We start from the raw sequence: 21,630 nt of genomic DNA, 5'->3' as shown, positions 1-21,630 counted from the left end.
TCTCCCCTCCCTTCCAGGGAGGGGAGCGGCTCAGAACCGTATGTTGACGCCCGCCGTCACCGTCCGCCCGATGCGCGTCTCGAACAGCGTGTCCTGCCGGACGCTGTCGGTGTAGAGGACGTTGCGTTCGTCGGTCAGGTTGGTCGCCTCGACGATCAGCTTGATCTGGTCGGTAATGCCATAGGATGCCGACGCATCGACATAGAGGGTCGGCTTGTTGCCCTGAAGATCGCTGCCGGGGGAGGCCGGAATGCCGCGGATAAAGCGGTCGCGATAATTCGCCGTCGAACGGATGCTGAACTTGTCGTCCTCGTAATAGAGCGTGCCCGACGCGGTGTTCTTCGACAGGCCGACCAGATCGTTGGTGGTGGTGACGGTCGGCACCCCGCCGACGCTGGCAAGGATATATTCGATCTCCGACGTCACCCGCGTGTAATTACCGAGCACGCCGAAATTGCGCAAGAAACCCGGCAGGAAGTCGAGGCGGAATTGCGCATTGACCTCGAACCCTTTTAGCGGGCCGCCCGGGGTATTGAACGGCTGCGAAACGGTGAACAGTTCGTCGGGCGACGTCTGGCTGTTTTCGAGCAGCGCATTGGGCAGGCCCAGCTGGTTGAACGGGATCTGGCTGTTCACATTCTGAATGTAGCTTTTGATATCCTTGTAGAAATAAGCGACCGACAACAGCGAGCCGGGCTTGAAATACCATTCGACCGCGGCGTCGAAGGTGTTGGCGCGGATCGGTTCGAGGAACGGGTTGTTGACGTTGCCGACCCGCGTCACCGGGTTCACCCCGCTGGTCGGCGTCAGTATGCCGAGTTCGGGTCGGGTCATCACTTTCGCCCCCGATACGCGGATCAACAGGTCGCGGACCGGTTCGACGACGATGTTGGCCGAGGGCAGCCAGTCGTCATAGCCGCGCCGCGCCTGCGCATATTGGCCTATCAGGTTGGTGGGGGAGGTCTGTCCGGCGGGCGGTGCGACGGCGATATAGCCCGAGGTGGACAGGTCGGTCTTGACGTAGCGCACGCCGACATCGCCGCGCAGCCCCAGCCCGACCATGTCGGTCAGGTCGAAATTGCCCATCAGATAGGCGCCCTTGACCTCTTCCTTCACCCGGCTGCGTCCCGCGCCGCATTCAACCCCGCAATAGCGGACCTGATCGTAGCCAAAGGTCGATGCCCATTTGTCCGGGTCGATCGCCGCCCATGCATTGGGCGCGCCCGATCCGAACAGGTCGCCGACGCCCTCGATCTGGCGGGTGATGCTGGCGAGCGAGGTGCCGGCGGGGAGCGCCCGGACGACGGTGTCGGCATTGTAGGGGCGAAGGAAGGACGAGACGAAATCGCTCTCGCGATACTGGCCGCCGGCCTTGACCGTGAAGCCCTCCGCCACGGTCCAGCCCAGATTGACCTCGCCGGTCGTGTTGTCGGTGGTGTTCTTGGACGGCTTGCCCTGAAAACTGAAGCCGCCGAGCACGGTGCCATCGGACAGGCCGGGGGCGTAGTTGAAGTTCGCGGGGTCGGCGACGTCGAAGCCGAAACCGATCGTCGGCGTGCTGCCCTTCGCCCGGAAATCGATCGAGAAATTATCGCTGTCGATGACGTCCATGAACGTCTGCAACCGCTTGCGCCCGTCCCACACCGACTGGTTGCGCCCGACCAGCATGGTCAGTTCCAGCGCGTCGTTGAAGCGATGCTTCAGGTTGAAATTCGCCTGTTTGAAGGTCGAGACGAAGTGGTCGACCAGCCCTTCGGAACGAACGTCGACGCCGTCGAACAGGCCGTAGAGGAGCGACCCCTTGTCGCTGAACTGCGCGTCGCGCACCGACACCATCGGTTGCCCGTTATTGCCGATCGCGCGGCCGAACGAGATGCCGGCGATGTAATTGTCGCGACGGGTGACGTCGAAGCGCGAATAGAGCAGATCGACCGAGATGTCGGTATTCTCGTCGGGCTTGAACTGGACGGTGAAGGTACCGCCGATCCGTTCCTGATCCTGTTCGGAATTGAGATAGCGCGGCAGACGCGGGAAGAACGCACCGCTGCCCGGCGTATTGGGCAGGTCGGCACGGCGCAGGCCGAGAATGGTGTTGTAGGCCGCGACCGACCCGGTGCGCGGGTTGCCGGTCGAACAGTCGCCGATCGTCGCTCCCTTGGTCCCGAACGCGGGATAGAGCGGATTGACGCCGAGCGGCGAGCAGAACAGCCCGTTGGTGTTGGCCGACAGGATATCGACCGCCGAATAGCCGACCTCGCGCAGATGCCGCTTCTGATAGGCGACCGAAGCGAGCACGCCGAAGGTGCCGTCGGCGAACTTCTTCGACACCAGCATCGATGCGCGCGGGTCGACCTGCTTCGACAATTCGTTCCAGATGCCGCGCGCGGTGGCGGTCAGCACGAAATCCTCCCGCGAATCGAGCGGCTTGGGTGCGGACAGGTCGACAGTCGCGCCCAGTGACCCTTCCTCGACATCGGCCGACGGCGTCTTGCGCACCGACAGCGACGAGAAGATCTCGGTCGGGAAGACGTTGAAGTCGAAGCTGCGGCCGTTATTGCCCGCGCCATAGATGTCGGACGATCCGGTCTGGGCCGTGCCCTCCATGCCGTTGATGCGGACGCGGGTGAAGCCGGCACCGAGACCACGGACCGAGATGTTGCGCCCTTCGCCGCCGTCCCCGCGGGCCAGCGCCACGCCCGGCACGCGCTGCATCGATTCGGCAAGGTTCGCATCGGGGAATTTGCCGATATCCTCGGCGACGATGCTGTCGACCGCCGCCGTCTCGCGCCGCTTCTGTCCCAATGCGCTGTTGAGGGAGGCGCGGAAGCCGGTGACGACGATCTCGCCTTCGTCAACTTGTTGCGGGGTTGCGGTGTCGCCGCCGGTGTCGGCGGGGACGTCCTGCGCGAAGGCGGGGGCGGTGAGGCCCAGGGCGAATGCCAAAGCGGCGAACGATGCGCCACGGTACGAAGCTGCGCGATATACGGCCATGTGTCCCTCTCCCCGGCTGCTCCTCTTTGTGAGCATCCCATATGATGATACAGTGGATCACATAGTATAGATGAACGCGCAGCATGTCATTTGTATTTTATGTTACGACGCGAGAACGGCGGCCCCCCTGTCGGGGGACCGCCGTGCGGGCCGTAGCGGGTATCGATCAGTTGCCGGCGAGCGCCGCGTCGAGGTCGACGCCGGCGGCCTGCCAGTCGGCGCGGGTCTTGCAGATGCGCGGCGCAATGCGCGAGCCGGCGCGTTCGGTGCGGAAGCAGTAGCGGGCGTTCGCCGCTGCCTTGTACTTCACGGCGGCCGGACCGGCGGCGAGCGTCACGGTCAGCGGCAGTGCCGACATGGTCGCGGCGACGGGGCTGGGCGCCGGTGCGGCATTGGGTTCGGCGGCAAAGGCCGAGGTGGTGGCAACGAGGCCGAGGACGATCGAAGCGGCGAAGCGAATGGCGGTCATGGTGTAGTCTCCCTGTGCAATCCGGTGTGTTCCGGTGTTGCCAGCTACTTTGCAGCGACCGTGCCAGTTCTGAAAAATGGCTGAAATGCGTGGGTTTTGCGGTAGGAGCCTAGGGTAGTCGTGTGATTTGCTACCAAAGAGCGGTGTAATCCGCCATGCTTTGGGAAGGGCCGGGTGGCGATCGGTGCCGAGAATCGCGTGGACCTCTCCCCTCCCTGACAAGGGAGGGGTCGGGGGTGGGTTGGTCCGTTGGCGAGCGGGACTTTCCTGCACAAGCCAACCCACCCCCAGCCCCTCCCTTGTCAGGGAGGGGAGCAATGGCGCAGCCGGCACCGTGGAATGTCGATCGGCCTTATTCCGCCCGGACGTTATCGGCGAAGTGTGCGCGCAAAAGTTCGAGTTTCGGGTCGATATAGCGGCGGCAGAACGGGCGGTTCGGGTCGGTCCGGTAATAGTCGCGATACCGTTCCTCCGAAGGCGTGAAGTCGCGCAGCGGCAGGATCAGCGTGCGTGCCGTTTCGCCGCGTTCGGCCGCGACTCGTGCGATGACCGCTGTGGCGATAGCGCGCTGATCGGGTTCGTCGACATAGACGGCACTGCGATAGCGTCCGTTCGGCGAATAGGTGCCGCCGCCCGAATGGGTGCGCAGATGCACCTCGATCAGCGTGTCGAGCGGCAGGACGGCCGGATCGAAGGTCGCGATCACCCCCTCCGCCCACGCATCCCATGGCGGATCGGATCGCAAAAACCCCTGATCGACCTGCTTGACGCCGCGCAATGCCTGCACGACGCCTTCGGTACACCAATGGCAGCCACCGCCGAGGCCGATCCGCATCATTCGTGGCGAAGCGCGTCGATCGGGTTGAGCGAGGCGGCGCGCCGCGCCGGGAAATAGCCGAACACGACCCCGATCAGCGCCGAAACCCCGAATGCCAGCGCATTGACCCGCGGCACGAACAGGAAGGGCAGGTCGCTGGCGAGCGACAGGCCGGCAACGGCGGCCTGCGCGATCAGCAGGCCGATCAACCCGCCGAGGCACGACAGCGCCACTGCCTCGACCAGAAATTGCAGCAGCACTTCGGACGCGACCGCACCGATCGCGAGGCGGATGCCGATCTCACGCGTGCGTTCGGTCACCGACACCAGCATGATGTTCATGATCCCGATCCCGCCGACCAGCAGGCTGATCGCCGCCACCGCAGACACGATCGTCGTCAGCAGCGTCGTGGTGCTGGTGATGGTGGCGGAGATTTGCGCGGTGTCGAAGATGTTGAAGTCATCCTCCTTGCCGCCAGAGATGTTGCGGCGTTCGCGCAGCAGCTGGGTCAGCGATTGCTGCACCTGCCCGCCGTCATAGGCCGGGTTCACGCCGACCAGCATCAGGCGGATGTCGCGCGTGCCCGTGAAGCGGCGCTGCACCGTCTTGATCGGCATGATGACGACATCGTCCTGATCGCCGCCGAACCCGGCCTGTCCGCGCGTGCTTAGGGTGCCGATCACGTCGCAGCTGACATTGCCGATGCGGAAGCGCGATCCGACCGCTTCGCCGCCGGCGAACAAATTGGTGCGCACGGTATTGCCGATGATGCACACCGCCTTGCCCGCCGCCTCCTCGGCCGGGGTGAAGATGCGGCCCGACACCAGCGGCCATGGCTGGACGGTGAAATAGGCGTTGGTGGTGCCGTTGATCGTCGTCGACCAGTTGGCCCCGTTATAGATGGCGGTGGCGGCGGATTGCGCCTGCGGGGCGACGGCGGTGACGCCGGCGATCTGGTCGCGGATCGCTTCGACATCGGCTTCGTCGAAGTCGGGCGGACGCGGACCGCCACCGCCGCGCCCGAAGCCCTGGCCGGGCCGGACCTGCAGGATGTTACTGCCGAGGCTGGCGATGTTCGACTGAACCGCGCTGGTGGTGGCTTGGCCGAGCGTCGAGATGGTGACGACGGCGGCCACGCCGATGATGATGCCGAGCGTCGTCAGGAACGAACGCAGCTTGTGGCGCAGGATCGAGCGGATCGCGAGGAGGAAGGTGGTGCCTAGCATCCGGTTATCCTTCCCCAAAAATTTCCGTTTGGTTCGAGCAGCGATCGAACCTGTCGAGCGCGCGTGTCGAGAACGGGGTTCCGCTGGGGCGACCGATATGGGTTCCGTTCGGGGCGGGGCGTTCTCGACGGACGCTTCTCGACTGCGCTCGAAGCTGCTCGAACCAAACGGAATGGGGGGATGGTAAAGGTCACGCCACCTCCTCCCCCTGCGCATGGTGCGCTTCGATCCGTTCGACCAGTCCGTCCTTGAAATGCACCACCGTCCTTGCGAACGCGGCCATGTCGGGTTCGTGGGTCACCATCAGCACGGTGATCCCGCTGGTGCGGTTGAGGTCGGTCAGCAGGTGCATGATCTCGACCGAGCGTTCGGAATCGAGATTGCCGGTCGGTTCGTCGGCGAGCAGCACATCGGGGTTGGTGACGATCGCGCGGGCGATGGCGACGCGTTGCTGCTGCCCGCCCGACAATTCGGCGGGGGTATGGTCCCACCATTGGTCGAGCCCGACCTTTTCGAGCGCCGCCATCGACGCGCGTCGCCGCTCCGCCTTGGCATCGCCGCGATAGAGCAAAGGCAGTTCGACATTTTCGAGCGCGGTCGTGCGGCTCAGCAGATTGAACCCCTGAAACACGAAGCCGAGATAATTGCGCCGCAGCAGCGCGCGCTGGTCGCGGTTCAGCCGTTCGACATGATGGCCGCGAAACAGGAAGGTGCCGTCGGTCGGCACGTCGAGACAGCCGAGGATGTTCATCGTCGTCGACTTGCCCGACCCTGACGGCCCCATCACCGCGACGAAGTCGCCGGCGGTGATGTCGAGGTCGACCCCTTTCAGCGCCTGAAACTGCGTCGCGCCTGTGCCATAGCTTTTGGTCACGCCGCGGAGCGCGATGAGGGGGGCGTCAGCTGCCACGCGGACCCCCGCCGCCCTTCGGCGCGCCGCCTTTGCTGCTGCTCTTGCCACTGGGGTCGGCCAGTTGTGCGGTGATGATCTTCATGCCGGCGCGCAGGCTCCCGCCGGTGACTTCGGTCATCGCGCCGTTGCTGTTGCCGGTGGTGATCTGCACCGGCTGCGGCTTGCCGTCGTCGCCGAGGATATAGACGGTCTGTTGCGAGCCACGGCCGATCGTTGCCGCCTTGCCCTGTCCGCCGCCGCCGCGCCGCCGGGGCGGGCCGAAGGCGCTGGCAAGGCCGCCGCCGCCCGCCGCCGCATCGCCGTCCTGTGGGCGGAAGCGCAGCGCCGCATCGGGGATCAGCAGCGCGCGCGGCCGCTCCAGCGTCACGATCTCCGCGGTCGCGGTCATGCCGGGGCGCAGTTTCAGGTTCGGATTGGCGACCGACAGCGTCGCGGCATAGGACACGACCTGCCCGGCGGTGCTCGCCGTGCTGGTCGTGGTGCTGCTCGACGACTGCGCCGACAGGTTGGAGCCGAGATCGACGCGGGTGATCTTTGCCGGGAAAGTTTCCCCGGGGAAAGCATCGACGGTGAAGTCGGCGCGCTGTCCATCCTTGACCTGCCCCACATCGGCCTCGTCAATGGCGACCTCCAGCTTCATCCGGCTGAGATCCTCGGCGATCACGAACAGGGTCGGGGTGTTGAACGATGCGGCGACGGTCTGGCCGGGTTCGACCTGCCGCGCCAGCACCACGCCGTTGACCGGCGAGCGGATGATCGCGCGATACCGCTGGGTCTGGCTGGAGTTCAGCTGCGCGCGGGCGGCGACGACGTTCGCCTGCGCCTGTCGCACGCCGGCCTCGGCGCGTTGGACCGCTGCCTGTTGCGTCTGGAGTTCGGTGGCCGACGGCACGCGCCCGCCCGACAGGCGGCGGACTTCCTCAAGCCGCTGCAACTGCGCGCGCGCTTCGGACAGTGTCGCCTGCGCGGTCGCGACCTGTGCCTGGTTGGCGTTGACCTGCGCCTGACCCTGCCGGATCGCATCGTCGAGCTGTTCGGGATCGATCAGCGCCAGCGGTTGCCCGGCACGGACGCGGTCGTTGACGTCGGCGACGACCTGCGTGACGAGGCCCGACAGCTGCGACCCGACCTCGACCTGATTGGTCGGGGCAAGCTTGCCGGTGGCGGAGACGGTGACGGTCAGCGGGGCCTGTTCGATCACCGTCGTCGCATATTTCGGCGCGTCGTCGCCCTTGACGCAGCTGCGCACCGCAAGGCCGAGCAACACGACGCCCAGCGCGATCAACGCCCATTTCAGCCATTTGCGCCAGCGGGGCTGCGCCTTCACGCGCAGGAACTGATCGAGATCGGGGTCGGTCGGATCGGCCATCAGCGGTCCTCGGTATAAACGGCGCGGTCAGGGACGGGGGCGGTGACGGGATCGGGGATGGCGGCGTCGCTCCATCCGCCGCCCATCGCGGTCATCAACTGCACCAGCGCGGTCGCGCGGTCGGCGCGCGCTTGCACCAGCCCGTTCTGCGCCGACAGCAACGACGATTCCGCCTGGTTGAGCGTGGTGAAATCGGTCAGCCCCGAGCGATATTGCAGCCGCGACAGCAGCGCGAAGTTGCGCGCCGCATCGGCGGCGACCGCGAACTCGCGTTCGCGCGCGGTGGCGCTGTCGACCGAGACGATGGCGTTCTCGACGTCCTCCAGCGCGGTCAGCACCGTCTGTTTATACGCGGCGAAGGCGGCATCGGCGGCGGCGCGCTGGCCGCGTACCTGCGCGCGCAATCGCCCGCCGTCGAAGATGGTCTGCGCGATCGAGGCGAACAGCCGGCCGTTGATGATGTCGGTCAGCGCGGTGAACGAGGTGGCGTTGGTATCGACCGTCCCGCCGAGGCTGAGCGCGGGATAGAGTTGCGCGGTGGCGACCCCGATCTGCGCGACGGCGGCGGCGAGGTTGCGCTCGGCGGCACGGACGTCGGGGCGCAGCCGCAGCGTGTCGGCGGGGATGCCGGTGCCGATCCGCGCGTCGGCGGTCGGGATCGCGGCGGCCCGCGCCATCGCCGTCCGCAGCGCGCCCGGTGCCTGCCCGGTCAGCACGCCCAGACGGGCGACGGCGGCGGCGTAGCTCGCCTCGATCTGCGGCAATTGCGCGGCGGTCTGCGCACGGGCGGTGCGCGCCTGTTCGACGTCGAGCGAGGACACGAGCCCCGCCTGTACCCGAAAGCCGGCAATCTCCAGATTATCGTCCTGCAGCGCGATCGACGCGCGGGCATTGGCGAGCTGCGCCTGTGCAAGCCGCGCCGTCAGGTAATTGCGCGCAATCTCCGACTGCGCCGACAACAAGATCGTCGCATAATCGTAGCGGGTGGCGTCGAACTGCGCCCGGCTCGCATCGATGCCGCTGCGCACGCCGCCGAACAGGTCGACCTGATACCGGGCATCGCCGCCGACCGAGAAACTGTCCGACGCGCCGATATTGCGCTGGACGATCGTGCCGTCGGGCAGGGTGGTGGTGCCGCCGCCGCCGCGCAGCACCTCGAGTCGCGAATAGCTGCCCGAGGCGGACAGTTGCGGGAACAGCGACGCGCGGCTCTGCACCAGCTGTTCGCGCGCCTGTCGCAGCCGGGCAACCGCCTGCGCGACGTCGAGATTGTCGGCGGCGGCCCGGTCGACCAGCGTCGCGAGCAGGGGATCGTTGAACCGCGCCCACCATCGCGTCAGGTCCTCGCGGGGGGCATCGCTTCGCGTGACCGAAAAGGCAGGCGGCACGCCCAGCGCGGTGTCGACCGGCGCGCGATAGGCGGATCCGGTGGTACAGGCACTCGCCAGGAACGCGAGGCCCAGCAGGGCGGTGCGGCGCAACATCGATAAACGATATGCCGAAACGGTGCGGTCGTCCAGCGCCAAACTGTCGCAGTTTGTCGCCGACGACCGGGCCGGACAATGATCCGAAATGGTGGCGATGATCCGCGCGCCGCGCGACATGGTAGCCCGACGTTAACGACATTGCGCTATGGTCGACGCCAAGCGGATCAGAGTGGCGAATGGGCATGGCAGACAGTATCGGCGTACGGGCGCTGCGGTTTCTCGATGCGCAACGGCTGGATCATAGCCCCGAACATTATGCGTTCGCGCATCGATATCTGACCGGTGCCGATCGCGAATTTTCCGATGCGGTCGATCGCGAGATCGAGGGCGGGGTGCGGCTGCGCGAGGAAGCGGTCCGTTCGCTGATGCCCGACATCGCGTCGCCGTTCAGCGACGGGACGTTCGACCGGCTGACGATCCAGCTGCTCGAATTGCTGACCAAGGTGTCGGCCGCGACCGGTGGGCTGAATCAGGATCTGACCCGTACCGCCGCCGAACTGGTGTCGGCCGAGCCGCAACAGATCCACCGCCTGGTCGTGTTCATGATCGACCGCACTGCCGAGGCGGAAAGCTCGCTGTCGGCGGCGCTGCAACAGGCGCAGGTGCTGCGCGACACGCTGAACGGTGTGCGCGAGGAAATGGGGCGCGATCCGCTGACCGGGTTGCCGGGGTGGGAAGCGATGGTCGAGCGGCTCGACGCGTGTCTCGCCACGATCGGCCATTGTTCGGTGGCGGTGGTCGATATCGACCAGCTCGACGAATTCGTCGCGACGCATGGGCCGGCGATGGGCGACCGGGTGCTGAAGGCGGCGGCGATGACCCTGAAGGACGCATGCGCGCCGTATCAGGTCGGGCGGTGGGGCGACACGTCGTTCCTGACCGTCATCGACGAACCCGATCTCGCGACCGGGATCGCCCGGCTGGAAAGTGCCTGCGCCGAAATGGCGTCGCGCCACCTGCGGGTGCGCGAGACCGACGAACCGCTGGGACAGGTCACGCTGTCGGCCGGCGTTGCGACCAGTCGCGGACGGCTGCCGCGCGACCTGACCAAGGCGGCGGTCCGCCTGTCGCGCAAGGCCCGCAAACAGGGCGGCAATCGCGTTTTGGCCGAAGCGCGGCTGATCGAAATCGGCTGACGCGCTTCGAAACGGGCGTGTTGCGCCCGCGAAGCGTTGGCCGGATGGGCGAAGGCGTCCCGCGGGACAGGTTGGCGATCGGACGACGACCTCCAAGTACAGTATAGTAACGGCCGTGTCCGTTACTTGAGACGGTCCAAAGGACAGGCGCAGCGTCGACGGCGTTCGGATCCGGACGTCGACACAGCGTCGCGGTCCGTTTCATGCGCCGTCCGCGCAGTGCCGATGCGCCAAAACGGCTCTGGTGCGCCGCAACAGCAATCGTCCTAAGTATCCGATCTATTGAGATATTATAACGTGTTGCGAATCATGGTAAAAGGACCGGCGTTATGTCCGACAATGGTTGCCGGCAACCCGGCAAGATGTGGCCGGCGGACCATTTCGACGTACGATGAAGCGGTAGAATTCGTCGATGAATGGCATCGCTCGATTTTGGTTCCGACAACCGTTCCAATTTGGCGCGATTCTTGAACGTCTCATCGCCTGACTGTCGACGGTGAAGGGAGCATCGCATAGCCGCCAGAATAACGGCAACGGGCAACGGTGTCGTGCCGATCTCGTTACGAATAACGGGGCCGGCGGTGCGAACGTGTATCGTTGTAACAAGTATTTCCAAAAGTCGGATTATGGATCGGCGGAAAGCGGCCGGGTTGTCTTCGGGCAACGGGCGGTCGTGTGTTTGGCAACAATCTGGATCGAGCATCTCGAGCGGGGATATTGATGACTATTTCGAGCGCGGTTTCTAATGGTGAAGTGTTCTTGCAGGGTACCTATCTCGGGATAGGGATCAACGAATGGGGCGGGCTTGGCACGACCAAGAATGCACCGAAGGGGTTCGCCTCGGATGCCGACAGCGGGTATCTGCGCACCGGCATGGTCGCCGACCTCGACGGCTTCGGCAAGGGCCAGGAAACGACCCTCGACGACGCGCTGCTGCAAGGCCGCGCGATCGAGGGGTTCAACATCGGCTACAACCTCGGCTCGACCAAGGTCGTGCAGAGCAACCAGCTGCTGACCGGCTATTATCAGGTCAAGGGTTCGCTCAGCGAGGCATCGTCCAAGGGTAACGGCGTCGCGAACTGGGCCGGTGAGACCAAGGACAATCTGGGCGTCGCGCAGACGATCACCCTTGCCGACGATGCGAAGTATATCCGCATCGACGTGGTCCTGACCAACAATTCGTCGTCGACGATGAGCGACGTCCGGTACATGCGGACCGCCGATCCCGATCAGTCGGGCAAGTATGCCACGACCAACAAGATCGAACAGCAGGACAGCAAGGGCGCGCTGGTAACGGCGCTGCTGCAGAAGGACACGCCGTTCTTCCTGTATTCGCAGGATTCGCGCGCCGATGCGTCGTTCTACGGCTTCGTGAACCTCGATCCCTATGCCGCGAGCGCGACGTCGCAGGCGGAGGGCTATACGAAGACCGTCGACCAGACGCTGAACCTGACCTTCAGCCTCGGCACGCTGCGGGCCGGCCAGTCGACCAAGATCACCATGTACATGGGCGTCACCGACAATCTGTCGGCGACCATCTCGCAGATCAATTCCGGGACGGTCACGTCGCCGCCACCGCCGCCGCCCCCGGTCGAAAACCTCGCCCCGATCGCGGTCGCCGACGCCTTTTCGGGCAAGGAAGACGGTCGCCTGTCGGGCAACGTCCTGTCGAACGACCGCGATCCGGAAGGCAAGTCGCTGAGCGCGAGCCTGGTCGACGGGCCCAGCAACGGTACCATCCAGTTTTCGGCCGACGGCAGCTTCGTCTATGTGCCCAAGACCGGCTGGAACGGCAGCGACAGCTTCGTCTATGCGGCGTCGGACGGCGTCAACAAGACGAGCGCGGTGGTCAAGCTGACCGTCGATGCGGCACCGGTCATTATCGATCCGGTCACCGACCCGACGCTCGACCTGATTCAGAACTATAACATCATCAACGGCAGCCACACCGATAACCAGGTGCTGCGCGGCACGGCCGGTTCGGATGCGTTCTACTTCGAAGCCGCCGCGTCGAGCGGGAACGATCGCGTCGTGAACTTCGGGTCGGACGACCTGCTGGTGTTCGACAAGAAGCTGTACGACGGCAATAACGACAACCTGATCCGCCTGACGAACAACCGGGTTACGATCGATGCCAGCGGCGACACGGTGCAGGTCGACGGCGTGTCCGTGCTGCGTCTGCTGGGCAGCGACGACGAAGGCCACTTTTTCTATCGTGACGACAGCATCCGTCCGCGCGGCGCGAAGGAAGGCACGTTCGCCAACAACGTATTCAACGGCGATGCCGCCAATGAATCGCGGAACATGTTCTTCTTCGACACCCGGCTCGGGATCGATCTGGGCGATGATACGATCAACCGCTTCGGCAAGGACGATCTGATCATCACCACGACCAAGCTGTTCGACGGCAACAACGACGGCATCATCATGGGCAGCAAGGGCAATCTCTCGCTGCCCGACGGCACCGGCACGGTTTCGCTGACCGACATCGACGGCAATGCGCTGACCACCGTCGAGTTCGACGGATCCGTCACCAACGACGGCATCACCTATTATGTCTACTCGCTGGTCGGGTCGAACGCCGGCCTTGGTGGCCTCGTCCTGATCTGATCCGCAGTCCTGCTGCCGAAACGGACGTCGATGCGCTGGCGACAGCGGGTCGGCGTCCGTTTTCGTTTGCCCGCCGGTGCAAACGCACTGGCCGCTGCCGCGTGCGTTCCGCTATTGGGGGTGGAAACGTTCGGGAGGGGATATGTCGATGACGTTCTGGGGCCGGTTGCTCGCGTCCGCCACACTGCTTGCCGCGCTACCGGCGCTCCCCGCCGCCGAGGCGAAGCCGAAACCGCGGCCTGCCGCGCATGTCCGGCCGGCACCCGGCCTATCCGCCGAACGGCTCGCGCGGCTGTCATCGCTGTTGAAGGCCTATGTCGATCAGGGGCGCATCGCCGGTGCGGTCGTGCAGATCCAGCAGGATGGCCGCACCGTCTATGCCGATGCGGTGGGCTGGCGCGATAAGGAAGCGCGCGACCCGATGCGGCAGGATGCGATCTTCCGCATCGCGTCGCAGACCAAGGCGCTGACCAGCGTCGCCATCCTGATGCTGATGGAGGACGGCAAGCTGTTGCTGTCCGATCCGGTCGGCAAATACCTGCCCGCATGGGGCAAGACGACCGTCGCGGTGGCCAACGACAAGGGTGGCTACGACGTCGTGCCGGCGAAGCGCGCGATCACCATCCGCGACCTGCTGACCCACACCGCCGGTATCTCCTATGGTGGGGGAGCGGGCGAAAAGGCGTGGCGCGACGCCGGCATCTACGGATGGTATTTCGCCGATCGCAACGAACCGGTCGCGGACGTCGTGGCGCGCATGGCGGCGCTGCCGATGGCCGAGCAGCCGGGCACCAAATTCGTCTATGGCTACAGCACCGACATATTGGGCGTGCTGGTCGAGAAGATCAGCGGGCAGCCGCTCGACGCGTTCCTGCAGGCGCGGATCATCGGACCGCTGGGGATGCGCGATACGTCGTTCTACCTGCCGCCGGCCAAGGCGGGGCGGCTCGCCGCCGTCTATGCTGCCGACCCGGCCGGCGTTCGGCGCAACCCCGATCCGGGGGTGTGGAACGGCGGCGGCCATGTCGGGCAGGGCCAATATCTGCGCGGCCCGCGTGTCGCGTTGTCGGGCGGGGCGGGGCTGTTGTCGACCGCAGCGGATTACAGCCGTTTCCTCGAAATGCTCCGGCGTGGCGGCGAACTGGAGGGTCGGCGCTATCTCGGGCGCAAGACGGTCGAGCTGATGGTCAGCGACCAGCTGGTCGACATTCCCTATGAACCGGGCAAGGGGTTCGGCCTGGGGTTCAACCTGCGCACCGATCTGGGCAAGGCGGGGGAGCCGGGATCGGTCGGCGAGTTTGGCTGGGGCGGTGCCTATCACAGCAGCTATTGGGTCGATCCGGTCGAGCGGCTGACCGTCGTGTACATGACACAGCTGCTGCCCGCCGGGAGCATCGACGACCATGGCAAGCTGCGCGCGTTGATCTATCAGGCGCTCGAATAGGACATGCGCTGGAGATAGCGAACGATTTCATACCCTTGCCAAGCATCGTCCGCCGCCTATGGTAGCGGTAACGAAATAAGGTGAGCGGGGGGATGATCGTGGGTCGCATGGCAGGGCTGGTTGCTGGGATACGGGTATCGGGCGTGCCGGCGGGGTGGCAGGTGCGCGGCGGGCGGATCGTCCTTGCCGTGGCGCTGTCGCTGGCCGGTCCGGCGGTGGCGCAGAATAGTAAGGAAGCCGCGCGCGCCATCGCCGGCGAACCGGCGACGACGCCGCAACGGCTGACGCTGGTCGACCTGCCGAAGCCGGCGGGCAGGAAGGTCGCATTGTTCGACGGGCGGACGCTGAAGGACTGGCAGCCATGGCTCGGCTATGCCGATCCGGCGTTGACCTATCGCAACCCACCCGACAAGCCGGTCGGGACGAGCCGCGATACCAGCGGCGATTTCGCCGTGCGGATGATCGATGGCACCCCGGCGATCTGGGTCAGGGGCGAGACATGGGGCAGCCTGGTCCACCGGGCCGACCTGCGCGACTATCACCTGCGCCTGCGCTTCAAATGGGGCGCGAAGACCTATGCCCCGCGCGAGACGCAGCCGCGCAACAACGGCCTGCTCTATCATACGCACGGGACGCCCGGCGAAGTGTTCGGCACCTGGCAGCCATCGGCGGAGTTCGAGATCATGACCGGGTCGACCGGGATGATCGTCGCGGTCGGTCCGAAGCTGCGCGGGCATACCGATGTCGGCTTCGACCCGTCGCTGATCGCGCCGCACCTTCGCTATCGCGCAGGCGGGCGCACGATCGATATCGTCAACGGCACCCCGACCTGGAATGTCGAGGCGGCGACCGATGCCGAACGGCCGGTCGGCGAATGGAACACGATCGACCTGTACGTCGTCGGCGACCGCGCGGTGCATGTCGTCAACGGCGTGCCCGTCGCCGAAGTCCGCGACCTCGCCACCATCGCCGCCGATGGCCGCCGGCAACCGCTCACCCATGGCCGCATCCAGCTCCAGTCGGAGGGGGCGGAGACATGGTTTCGGGAGATCACCGTCGAGCCGATCCGGACGCTGCCACGCATCGTGGTGGGTGGGTAATCGGGTCACCCATCCCGGTCGGGCAGGCGAAAGCGGTCGCAGCGGACACTGTGCGTCGTCCGGTCGATCCGCGCGGCGGCGGGGCTGTCGCAGATGACCAGCAGGTCGCGTCGCCCCTCCGGCAGGTCGAGGAGCACCAGCCCCTCCGGATGATCGTCGCCGCGCCCGAACGGCAGGTCGATGATTCGGTCCGGCCGGTGCCGCCGCACGATCTGGTCATGCCGGGGCGGATCGCCGAGCCAGTCCGTCCACCGATACACGGCGCACGGCCCGTCCAGCCCGGTGGTCGGGCCGGCGAGGATCAGCAGGTCGGCCCCGTCGCGCTTCAGGTCGCGAATGCCGAGGCCGTCGAGTTCCAGCAGGCGGATGTGCATCGGGCCGAGGATCTTGAGGCGACCGGTCCGGGTCGGCACGACCTCCACCTCCAGCAGCACGGCATAGGTCTGGATCACCGGACCGCGCATGCCGATGGCGATGCGGTTGCCGGCGACCGCGATCCCCTCCAGATCGACGCCGCCTTCCTTGGCGGCGATGCGGGTGAAGGGGCGCAGCAGCGCGCTTTCCTGCATCAGCCGCGACAGCCGGTTGCCATATTTTGTCTGACGCAGCATCCCCGCGCGGCGATCGCCGTCGCGCCGCACCGGCAGCACCGCGCCGTCCAGTTCGGGGTCGGCGGCCAGCGGCAGGCGCGCGAGCAGGCAGCGCGGCCGGGTATTCTTCAGCGTGGCGAACTGGGTCAGGTCGATCCGGTCGTCGCCCTGCTTGCCGATCTTCGGCCGGGTCCGGGCATGCGATCCCAGCACCCATAGCCAGCCATGCTCCTCGGCCAGCCCCTCGATATCGGCCTCGCCCGACGCGTCGAGGTCGAGGATCGCGTCGAGCGGGAAGCGGCGATGCTGCCCCCAGCCACCCTCGCCATCGCCGATCAGCCGTTCGAGCCGGACGCCCTCGTCGCTGCCGAGAACATCGTCTGCCCATGCCGCGCCGCCGCCGACAGGTCGAGCGCAGGATCGTCGGCGTCGCCGCGTTCGGCATTCAGGATCAGGCGTTCTGTGCCCGATGGCGGGGTGGTCGCGGGCCATGGCGTGGACGGATCGGACATCGGCAAACCCTCGAAAGCCATGCTATGGTCGTGCCGGACGGAAGGTGGGCGAGCCCCCGGCCCGACCGGACGATATGGCCGAAGGGTACGGCCGTCGGCCGCGATTGCAATTCCCGCTTTCATCGGACCGCGGTGAAAATGCCGAACGGAGCCAGACCGCGCCTTTATCCTGGCGTAAGCGAGACCCTTGCGAACGTCGTACGCTGAGCCAGAAACTCGCCGTACCCCCGCGAAGGCGGGTGTCCAGAGGTAAGCAGAACAACGGCTTGCGCCTGGAACTCTGGACCCCCGCCTGCGCGGGGGTGCGCTGTTGGGCATTTTTGCAGTTGGGCATTTTCGCAGACATTTCGTCCGAGCGCGTCCCGCCGTTCCTGCGGCATCGCTTCCGGCACTCCCCCTTCGCATGCCATACCGGGTGCATATCCGGTCTTGCGGTGATCGGCCGGGTTGACCATCAGCGGTGCACGCCGATCCTTTCAGGGCGTCTGCATGGGGCCTGCCGTTTGACGGTATGATCCTGCTCGCCTTTCCTGCATGAGTTGAACCGATGACCGAACTTTGGAACCATATCGTCGCGGACTTCGCCAATATCGGCAGTCCGTCCGCGCTTGCCGCCTTTACGCAGGTCGTGCTGATCGACGTGATGCTGGCCGCCGACAATGCGATCGTCGTCGGCGCGCTGGCCGCCGGCCTGCCCGCCGACATGCGGCGCAAGGTGATCCTGATCGGCGTCGGTGCGGCGCTGGTCCTGCGCGTCGCCTTTGCACTGGTCGTGACGCAGTTGTTGCAGCTCACCGGCCTCGTCTTTGCCGGCGGGCTGCTGCTGGTGTGGGTAGCGTGGAAGATGTGGCGCGAACTGCGCGATCATGACGATACGCCGGGCGAGCACGGCGCGATCAAGGCCGCTGCCCCGCGCAGCTTCGCCAGTGCCGCATGGGCGGTGGCGGTCGCCGATGTCAGCATGAGCCTCGACAATGTGCTGGCGGTCGCCGGCGCGGCGCGCGAGCATCCCGGCATCCTCGCCGTCGGCCTGATCCTGTCGGTCGCGCTGATGGGGCTTGCCGCCAACGGGCTGGCGCGGGTGATCGAACGCTATCGCTGGGTCGCCTATATCGGCCTTGCCGTCATCGTCTATGTCGCCTGCCGCATGATCTACGAAGGGCTGGTCGATCCGTCGCGCGGCNATCGAACGCTATCGCTGGGTCGCCTATATCGGCCTTGCCGTCATCGTCTATGTCGCCTGCCGCATGATCTACGAAGGGCTGGTCGATCCGTCGCGCGGTATTCTGGCACTGTTCGGTTGAGCCGGACGGCGGCGGGTGCCACCCGTCGCCGATCGGTCGATAGCGGAACCGAACCGACCGCGCTCCGTTCGTTACCCTAGCGATATCAATCGTCTGGAGGGCATTCCCTCCATCGCATCGGATCACCGGCGGGGACAGCGACATGGTAGCACAGGACGAGACGGGACCGGCGACACAGCGCGGCGGAGGGGGCCGTTGACCGTCGTGTCCGTCGCGATCTGCATCCCGGCGCGTGACGAGGCGGAGCGGTTGCCGCGCCTGTTCGCGGCACTCGACCGGTTGATCGTCCCGCCCGAAACCGCGCTGACGCTATGCCTCTTGCTCGACGGCTGCACCGACGCCAGCGAGGGTCCGATCGCCGCCTATCGTGCGACCGGTCGCCATCCGCTGATCGTCGGGATCGTCGATCGCGCCGCTGCCAATGCCGGCCGCGCACGCGACCGGGCGATGCGACTGGGGCTGGCGAGCGTGGGGCAGGGGGATGCGATCCTGCTGACCACCGATGCTGACAGCCTGCCCGCCCCCGATTGGGTAACGGCAATGACGGCGGCGCTGGAGCAGGCAGACCTCGTCGTCGGCGATGTGGTCCGCAGCGGCCGGGGCGGCAATCCGGATCAGGACCGGATCGAACGTCATTATGCCAACCTCTACGCGCTGCGCCGCCGGATCGATCCGGTCGCGTGGGAGGCACCCGCCGTCCATCATCATGCCAGCGGGGCCAATATGGGCCTGCGCGCCACCACCTATGTCGCGCTCGGCGGGTTCGTGGCCCTGGCGCGGGGGGAAGATGCGCGACTGGTCGACGACGCGGCGCGCGCCGGGCTGCGCGTGCGGCGCGATGCGGCGAGTATCGTCCATACCTCCGACCGGCGGGTCGGGCGGGTGCGCGGCGGACTGGCGACGACATTGTGCGATCTCGATCGCGATGGTCTGGGGTCGGTCAGCGTCGCGCATCCCGCCGACCAGCTATGGCAATATCGCCTGCACGCCGCCGCCCGCCGGGCCTTTGCGGGAGGCGATTTCGTCGCGTTGAGCGCGCAGGTCGGGCTGGATCGCGACCATCTGCTCGGCGTCGCCCGCGACTGCCCGAATGCGGAGGCGTTCGCGATGCGCGTCGTGCCGGTGCCGCCGGGCGGCATGCGCCACATTCCGTTCGTCGCCGCCGAAGCCGCGCTCGCGGCGCTGACCGCTACCCCGGCGGCAGCGGCGTGAGCGACCTGCGCGACCGGATCGCCGGACTGACCACCGAACTGGGCGACCCGGCCGATCCCGCCGATGCGCCGGCGCTGCTCACCCTGTTGCGGCTCCTCTACCGCGTCGGGCGCGCGGACCTGCCGCTCGGGCGATTGTTCGAGGGCCATGTCGATGCCGCGCAGATCGTGTCGCGCTATGGCAGTGCGGCGCAGCGTACCCGGCTGGCCGCGATCCTGCGCGACGGCGGGGCGCTGGGTGTCTGGAATGCCGATCTGCCGGGCGACGGGCTGCGGCTCGACGGCGACCGGATCGATGGCGGCAAGAGTTTCGCGTCGGGCGCGGGGGTTCTCAGCCATGCGCTGGTCAGCGTCGATGCGCCGGGCGGGCGGCAATTGCTGCTCCTCGACCTCGCCCGCGTTCCGCCCACCATCGACCGTAGCTTCTGGCGCGTGGTCGGCATGCAGCGTTCGGAAACGCACATCGTGCGCTGGGCCGCATCGCCGATCGCGCCCGACGACCGCATCGGTGCGCCCGGCGATTATGTCCGCGAACCATGGTTCAGCGGCGGTGCGCTGCGCTTTGCGGCAGTGCAGGCGGGCGGTGTCGTCGGCATTGTCGATGGCGTCCGCGATCATCTGGTGACGACCGGCCGCGCCGCCGATCCGCATCAGACGGGCCGGCTCGCCCGGTTGTACGCGCTGGGCGAGGCGGCGGCCGGGGCGGTGCGAACGGCGGCGACGGCATGGTTCGCGGACGATGCCACGCGCCTGCCCGCCGTGGCCGCCGCGCGCGCCGCCGTCTATGCGGCCGGGGGGGAAGCGATCGCGGTGGCACAGGAGGCGGTCGGCGTCGCCGCGCTGTTCCACGACCATCCGCTGTCCGCGCGGATCACCGACCTTGCCATGTACCTGCGGCAGCCGGGCCCCGATGCGCAGCGGATGCTGGTCGGTGCGGCGGTGGCCGCCGGTACGCTGACGGTGGCGCTGTGATCCGGCCGGGCGGGCTGCTGATGGTTGCGCCGCATCCCGATGACGAGACGATCGGCGGCCATGCCCTGATCGCGCGGATGCGTCGGCGCGGCGTGCCGGTCCGCGTGCTGATCGTCAGCGACGGTGCCGGATCGCATCGCGGCAGCACGGCATGGCCACGCGAGCGACTGGTGCGTGAACGGCGACGCGAGACGCGGATGGCGCTGCACCGTATCGGCGTGACCGCCCGCGTCATTACTTTCCTCGACCTGCCCGATGGCGATGTCGCCGCGCATGGTGGCGCGATCTGCCGGGCCGTGGCGCGGGCTCTCGCCACCCTGCCGCGACCGGTGCTGGCGCTGGCCCCGTCGCCGCGCGACCACCATCCCGACCACCGCGCCGTCGCCGCCGCCGCGCGACCGGCGCACGGCGTCCGCTGGCTCGCCTATCCGGTATGGCCGACCGGGCAGCGCCTGCCCGCCGCCCGGCCGATGCCGCTGACCGCGCAGGAACGCCTTGCCAAGCGGCATGCCATCCGCCGCTATCGTACCCAGACGGGACGGATCACCGACGATCCGAACGGCTTCGCCCTCACCACCGCACAGATTGCCGCGTTCAGCCGTCCGGGCGAAGTCTTTGCGGCGATGCGGCGATGAGGGCGATCACCCTTGACGGGTTCGAACGGACCTTCGCCGCCGATCCCGACCCGTGGCAGACCTTTCGCAACCGCGACGAGGCGGTGAAGCGGCAGGCGATCCTGCATGCGATCGGTCCGGGGCCATGGGGGCGCATCCTCGAACTGGCGGCGGGTAACGGGTCGAACAGCGTCGCCATCGCGCCGCGTGCGCTGCGCCTCGATGCGACCGAGGCGACGGCGGCGGGAACGACGCTGGTGGCGAAGGCGCTGGCCGGGACGGCGCGCGCCCGCGTGATCCGGCTCGCGGTGCCGGGGCGACTGCCGCGCGCGACCTATGACGGCGTGGTCGTCGCCGAGCTGCTCTATTATCTTTCCTCCCTTGCGATGCGGCGCACCGCGCGCGATGTCGCCCGCGTGCTGCGGCCGGGCGGGACGCTGGTCCTCGCGCATCACCGCATCGACTTTCACGACTTCGCGCAGCATGCCGCCTCGCTACACCGGCAGTTCCTGTACGCGACCGGTTGCGGCTGGCGGGTACGCCCGGTGCACCGCAACCGCCGCTGGGCGGTGCTCGCCTGTATCCGGGCCTGATCGCACCCGTCGTGGACGCTTTGCCGGTGTGCGCGGCGTTTACCGAAGTGCAACCCGGTCCGACGTAGCCAGGGGAAATCGTGCCGTTATCGCCGCAGCAGGACTTTGAATGATGCATTCCATTTTTCCTGCGGACTCCGGCTCGGGTCGCCGGCAACGCCTTCGTCGGGTCGCGCCGCTGCTGCTGCTGGCGCTCGTTCCGGGTTGTGGCGGGGGTAGCACGTCCGGCAGTGGAACGATCGTCGCGCCCGCCGTCACCCCCGCTCCGACAC

The 21,630-nt window shown here is 67.0% G+C and carries 16 protein-coding genes and 1 pseudogene; 9 read left to right on the top strand and 8 right to left on the bottom strand.

What is annotated here, in order from left to right:
- Positions 1-30 precede the first annotated feature (30 nt).
- The 7 genes from ASE50_RS06680 to ASE50_RS06650 all read right to left on the bottom strand — a co-directional run bounded on the left by ASE50_RS06680 (position 31) and on the right by ASE50_RS06650 (position 9,269).
- On the bottom strand, positions 31-2,991 hold the full coding sequence (locus ASE50_RS06680) for a TonB-dependent receptor (protein WP_056397425.1): 2,961 nt from the start codon (positions 2,989-2,991) through the stop codon (positions 31-33).
- Positions 2,992-3,157: 166 nt separating this feature from the next.
- On the bottom strand, positions 3,158-3,460 hold the full coding sequence (locus ASE50_RS06675) for a hypothetical protein (RefSeq protein ID WP_056397422.1): 303 nt from the start codon (positions 3,458-3,460) through the stop codon (positions 3,158-3,160).
- A 352-nt stretch (positions 3,461-3,812) separates the two neighbouring features.
- Positions 3,813-4,298, bottom strand: a complete 486-nt coding sequence (locus ASE50_RS06670; protein ID WP_056397419.1) for a peptide-methionine (S)-S-oxide reductase — start codon at positions 4,296-4,298, stop codon at positions 3,813-3,815.
- Positions 4,295-5,503 carry an ABC transporter permease gene (locus ASE50_RS06665; RefSeq protein ID WP_056397416.1) on the bottom strand — a complete coding sequence of 403 codons (1,209 nt, stop codon included), beginning with the start codon at positions 5,501-5,503 and terminating at the stop codon, positions 4,295-4,297. Before ASE50_RS06665 ends, ASE50_RS06670 begins: the two co-directional genes overlap by 4 nt.
- Before the next feature lie 190 nt (positions 5,504-5,693).
- Positions 5,694-6,413 carry an ABC transporter ATP-binding protein gene (locus ASE50_RS06660; RefSeq protein ID WP_056397413.1) on the bottom strand — a complete coding sequence of 240 codons (720 nt, stop codon included), beginning with the start codon at positions 6,411-6,413 and terminating at the stop codon, positions 5,694-5,696.
- A complete protein-coding gene (locus ASE50_RS06655; RefSeq protein WP_056397407.1) occupies positions 6,403-7,785 on the bottom strand; it encodes an efflux RND transporter periplasmic adaptor subunit in 1,383 nt (460 codons plus the stop codon). The genes ASE50_RS06660 and ASE50_RS06655 overlap by 11 nt, the downstream gene beginning before the upstream one ends.
- Positions 7,785-9,269, bottom strand: coding sequence for an efflux transporter outer membrane subunit (locus tag ASE50_RS06650; protein WP_056397708.1), 1,485 nt, complete (start codon positions 9,267-9,269; stop codon positions 7,785-7,787). Before ASE50_RS06650 ends, ASE50_RS06655 begins: the two co-directional genes overlap by 1 nt.
- Before the next feature lie 185 nt (positions 9,270-9,454).
- Between ASE50_RS06650 and ASE50_RS06645 the strand changes: the two genes are divergently transcribed.
- The 4 genes from ASE50_RS06645 to ASE50_RS06630 all read left to right on the top strand — a co-directional run bounded on the left by ASE50_RS06645 (position 9,455) and on the right by ASE50_RS06630 (position 15,562).
- On the top strand, positions 9,455-10,408 hold the full coding sequence (locus tag ASE50_RS06645; protein WP_162236171.1) for a GGDEF domain-containing protein: 954 nt from the start codon (positions 9,455-9,457) through the stop codon (positions 10,406-10,408).
- A gap of 720 nt (positions 10,409-11,128) precedes the next feature.
- Entirely contained in the window at positions 11,129-13,018 is a 1,890-nt protein-coding gene (locus tag ASE50_RS06640) for an Ig-like domain-containing protein (protein WP_156347411.1), read from the top strand.
- A gap of 142 nt (positions 13,019-13,160) precedes the next feature.
- A complete protein-coding gene (locus ASE50_RS06635) occupies positions 13,161-14,462 on the top strand; it encodes a serine hydrolase domain-containing protein (RefSeq protein ID WP_200909517.1) in 1,302 nt (433 codons plus the stop codon).
- A gap of 107 nt (positions 14,463-14,569) precedes the next feature.
- Positions 14,570-15,562: a DUF1080 domain-containing protein gene (locus ASE50_RS06630; RefSeq protein ID WP_056397701.1), complete on the top strand. Its 993-nt coding sequence runs from the start codon at positions 14,570-14,572 to the stop codon at positions 15,560-15,562.
- Positions 15,563-15,567: 5 nt separating this feature from the next.
- Here the strand turns inward: ASE50_RS06630 and ASE50_RS06625 are convergent, their stop codons facing one another.
- A complete protein-coding gene (locus ASE50_RS06625) occupies positions 15,568-16,644 on the bottom strand; it encodes a DUF3616 domain-containing protein (RefSeq protein WP_056397397.1) in 1,077 nt (358 codons plus the stop codon).
- Positions 16,645-17,211: 567 nt separating this feature from the next.
- Here ASE50_RS06625 and ASE50_RS06620 point away from each other — a divergent pair.
- The 5 genes and pseudogenes from ASE50_RS06620 to ASE50_RS06600 all read left to right on the top strand — a co-directional run.
- Positions 17,212-17,847 (top strand): annotated as a pseudogene (locus ASE50_RS06620) (YjbE family putative metal transport protein); the annotation flags it as partial.
- A 325-nt stretch (positions 17,848-18,172) separates the two neighbouring features.
- Positions 18,173-19,180: a glycosyltransferase gene (locus ASE50_RS18200; protein ID WP_082438870.1), complete on the top strand. Its 1,008-nt coding sequence runs from the start codon at positions 18,173-18,175 to the stop codon at positions 19,178-19,180.
- Positions 19,177-20,151 carry a hypothetical protein gene (locus ASE50_RS06610; protein WP_056397395.1) on the top strand — a complete coding sequence of 325 codons (975 nt, stop codon included), beginning with the start codon at positions 19,177-19,179 and terminating at the stop codon, positions 20,149-20,151. The genes ASE50_RS18200 and ASE50_RS06610 overlap by 4 nt, the downstream gene beginning before the upstream one ends.
- The gene (locus tag ASE50_RS06605) at positions 20,148-20,786 is read left to right on the top strand and encodes a PIG-L deacetylase family protein (RefSeq protein ID WP_235512222.1); all 639 of its coding nucleotides are present in this window, start codon (positions 20,148-20,150) and stop codon (positions 20,784-20,786) included. Before ASE50_RS06610 ends, ASE50_RS06605 begins: the two co-directional genes overlap by 4 nt.
- Positions 20,783-21,358: a class I SAM-dependent methyltransferase gene (locus ASE50_RS06600; protein ID WP_056397390.1), complete on the top strand. Its 576-nt coding sequence runs from the start codon at positions 20,783-20,785 to the stop codon at positions 21,356-21,358. The genes ASE50_RS06605 and ASE50_RS06600 overlap by 4 nt, the downstream gene beginning before the upstream one ends.
- Positions 21,359-21,630: the final 272 nt, after the last annotated feature.

The organism is Sphingomonas sp. Leaf5 (genome assembly GCF_001421155.1).
Classification (GTDB): domain Bacteria; phylum Pseudomonadota; class Alphaproteobacteria; order Sphingomonadales; family Sphingomonadaceae; genus Sphingomonas.
This window is presented reverse-complemented; position numbering and strand designations above follow the sequence as displayed.

Excerpts from the sequence above, each read along its gene's own strand:
- ASE50_RS06680 (WP_056397425.1), bottom strand. The coding sequence starts at position 2,991 with ATGGCCGTATATCGCGCAGCTTCGTACCGTGGCGCATCGTTCGCCGCT.
- ASE50_RS06675 (WP_056397422.1), bottom strand. The coding sequence starts at position 3,460 with ATGACCGCCATTCGCTTCGCCGCTTCGATCGTCCTCGGCCTCGTTGCC.
- ASE50_RS06670 (WP_056397419.1), bottom strand. The coding sequence starts at position 4,298 with ATGATGCGGATCGGCCTCGGCGGTGGCTGCCATTGGTGTACCGAAGGC.
- ASE50_RS06665 (WP_056397416.1), bottom strand. The coding sequence starts at position 5,503 with ATGCTAGGCACCACCTTCCTCCTCGCGATCCGCTCGATCCTGCGCCAC.
- ASE50_RS06655 (WP_056397407.1), bottom strand. The coding sequence starts at position 7,785 with ATGGCCGATCCGACCGACCCCGATCTCGATCAGTTCCTGCGCGTGAAG.
- ASE50_RS06650 (WP_056397708.1), bottom strand. The coding sequence starts at position 9,269 with ATGTTGCGCCGCACCGCCCTGCTGGGCCTCGCGTTCCTGGCGAGTGCC.
- ASE50_RS06645 (WP_162236171.1), top strand. The coding sequence starts at position 9,455 with ATGGCAGACAGTATCGGCGTACGGGCGCTGCGGTTTCTCGATGCGCAA.
- ASE50_RS06640 (WP_156347411.1), top strand. The coding sequence starts at position 11,129 with ATGACTATTTCGAGCGCGGTTTCTAATGGTGAAGTGTTCTTGCAGGGT.
- ASE50_RS06635 (WP_200909517.1), top strand. The coding sequence starts at position 13,161 with ATGTCGATGACGTTCTGGGGCCGGTTGCTCGCGTCCGCCACACTGCTT.
- ASE50_RS06630 (WP_056397701.1), top strand. The coding sequence starts at position 14,570 with ATGGCAGGGCTGGTTGCTGGGATACGGGTATCGGGCGTGCCGGCGGGG.
- ASE50_RS06625 (WP_056397397.1), bottom strand. The coding sequence starts at position 16,644 with ATGGCCCGCGACCACCCCGCCATCGGGCACAGAACGCCTGATCCTGAA.
- ASE50_RS06600 (WP_056397390.1), top strand. The coding sequence starts at position 20,783 with ATGAGGGCGATCACCCTTGACGGGTTCGAACGGACCTTCGCCGCCGAT.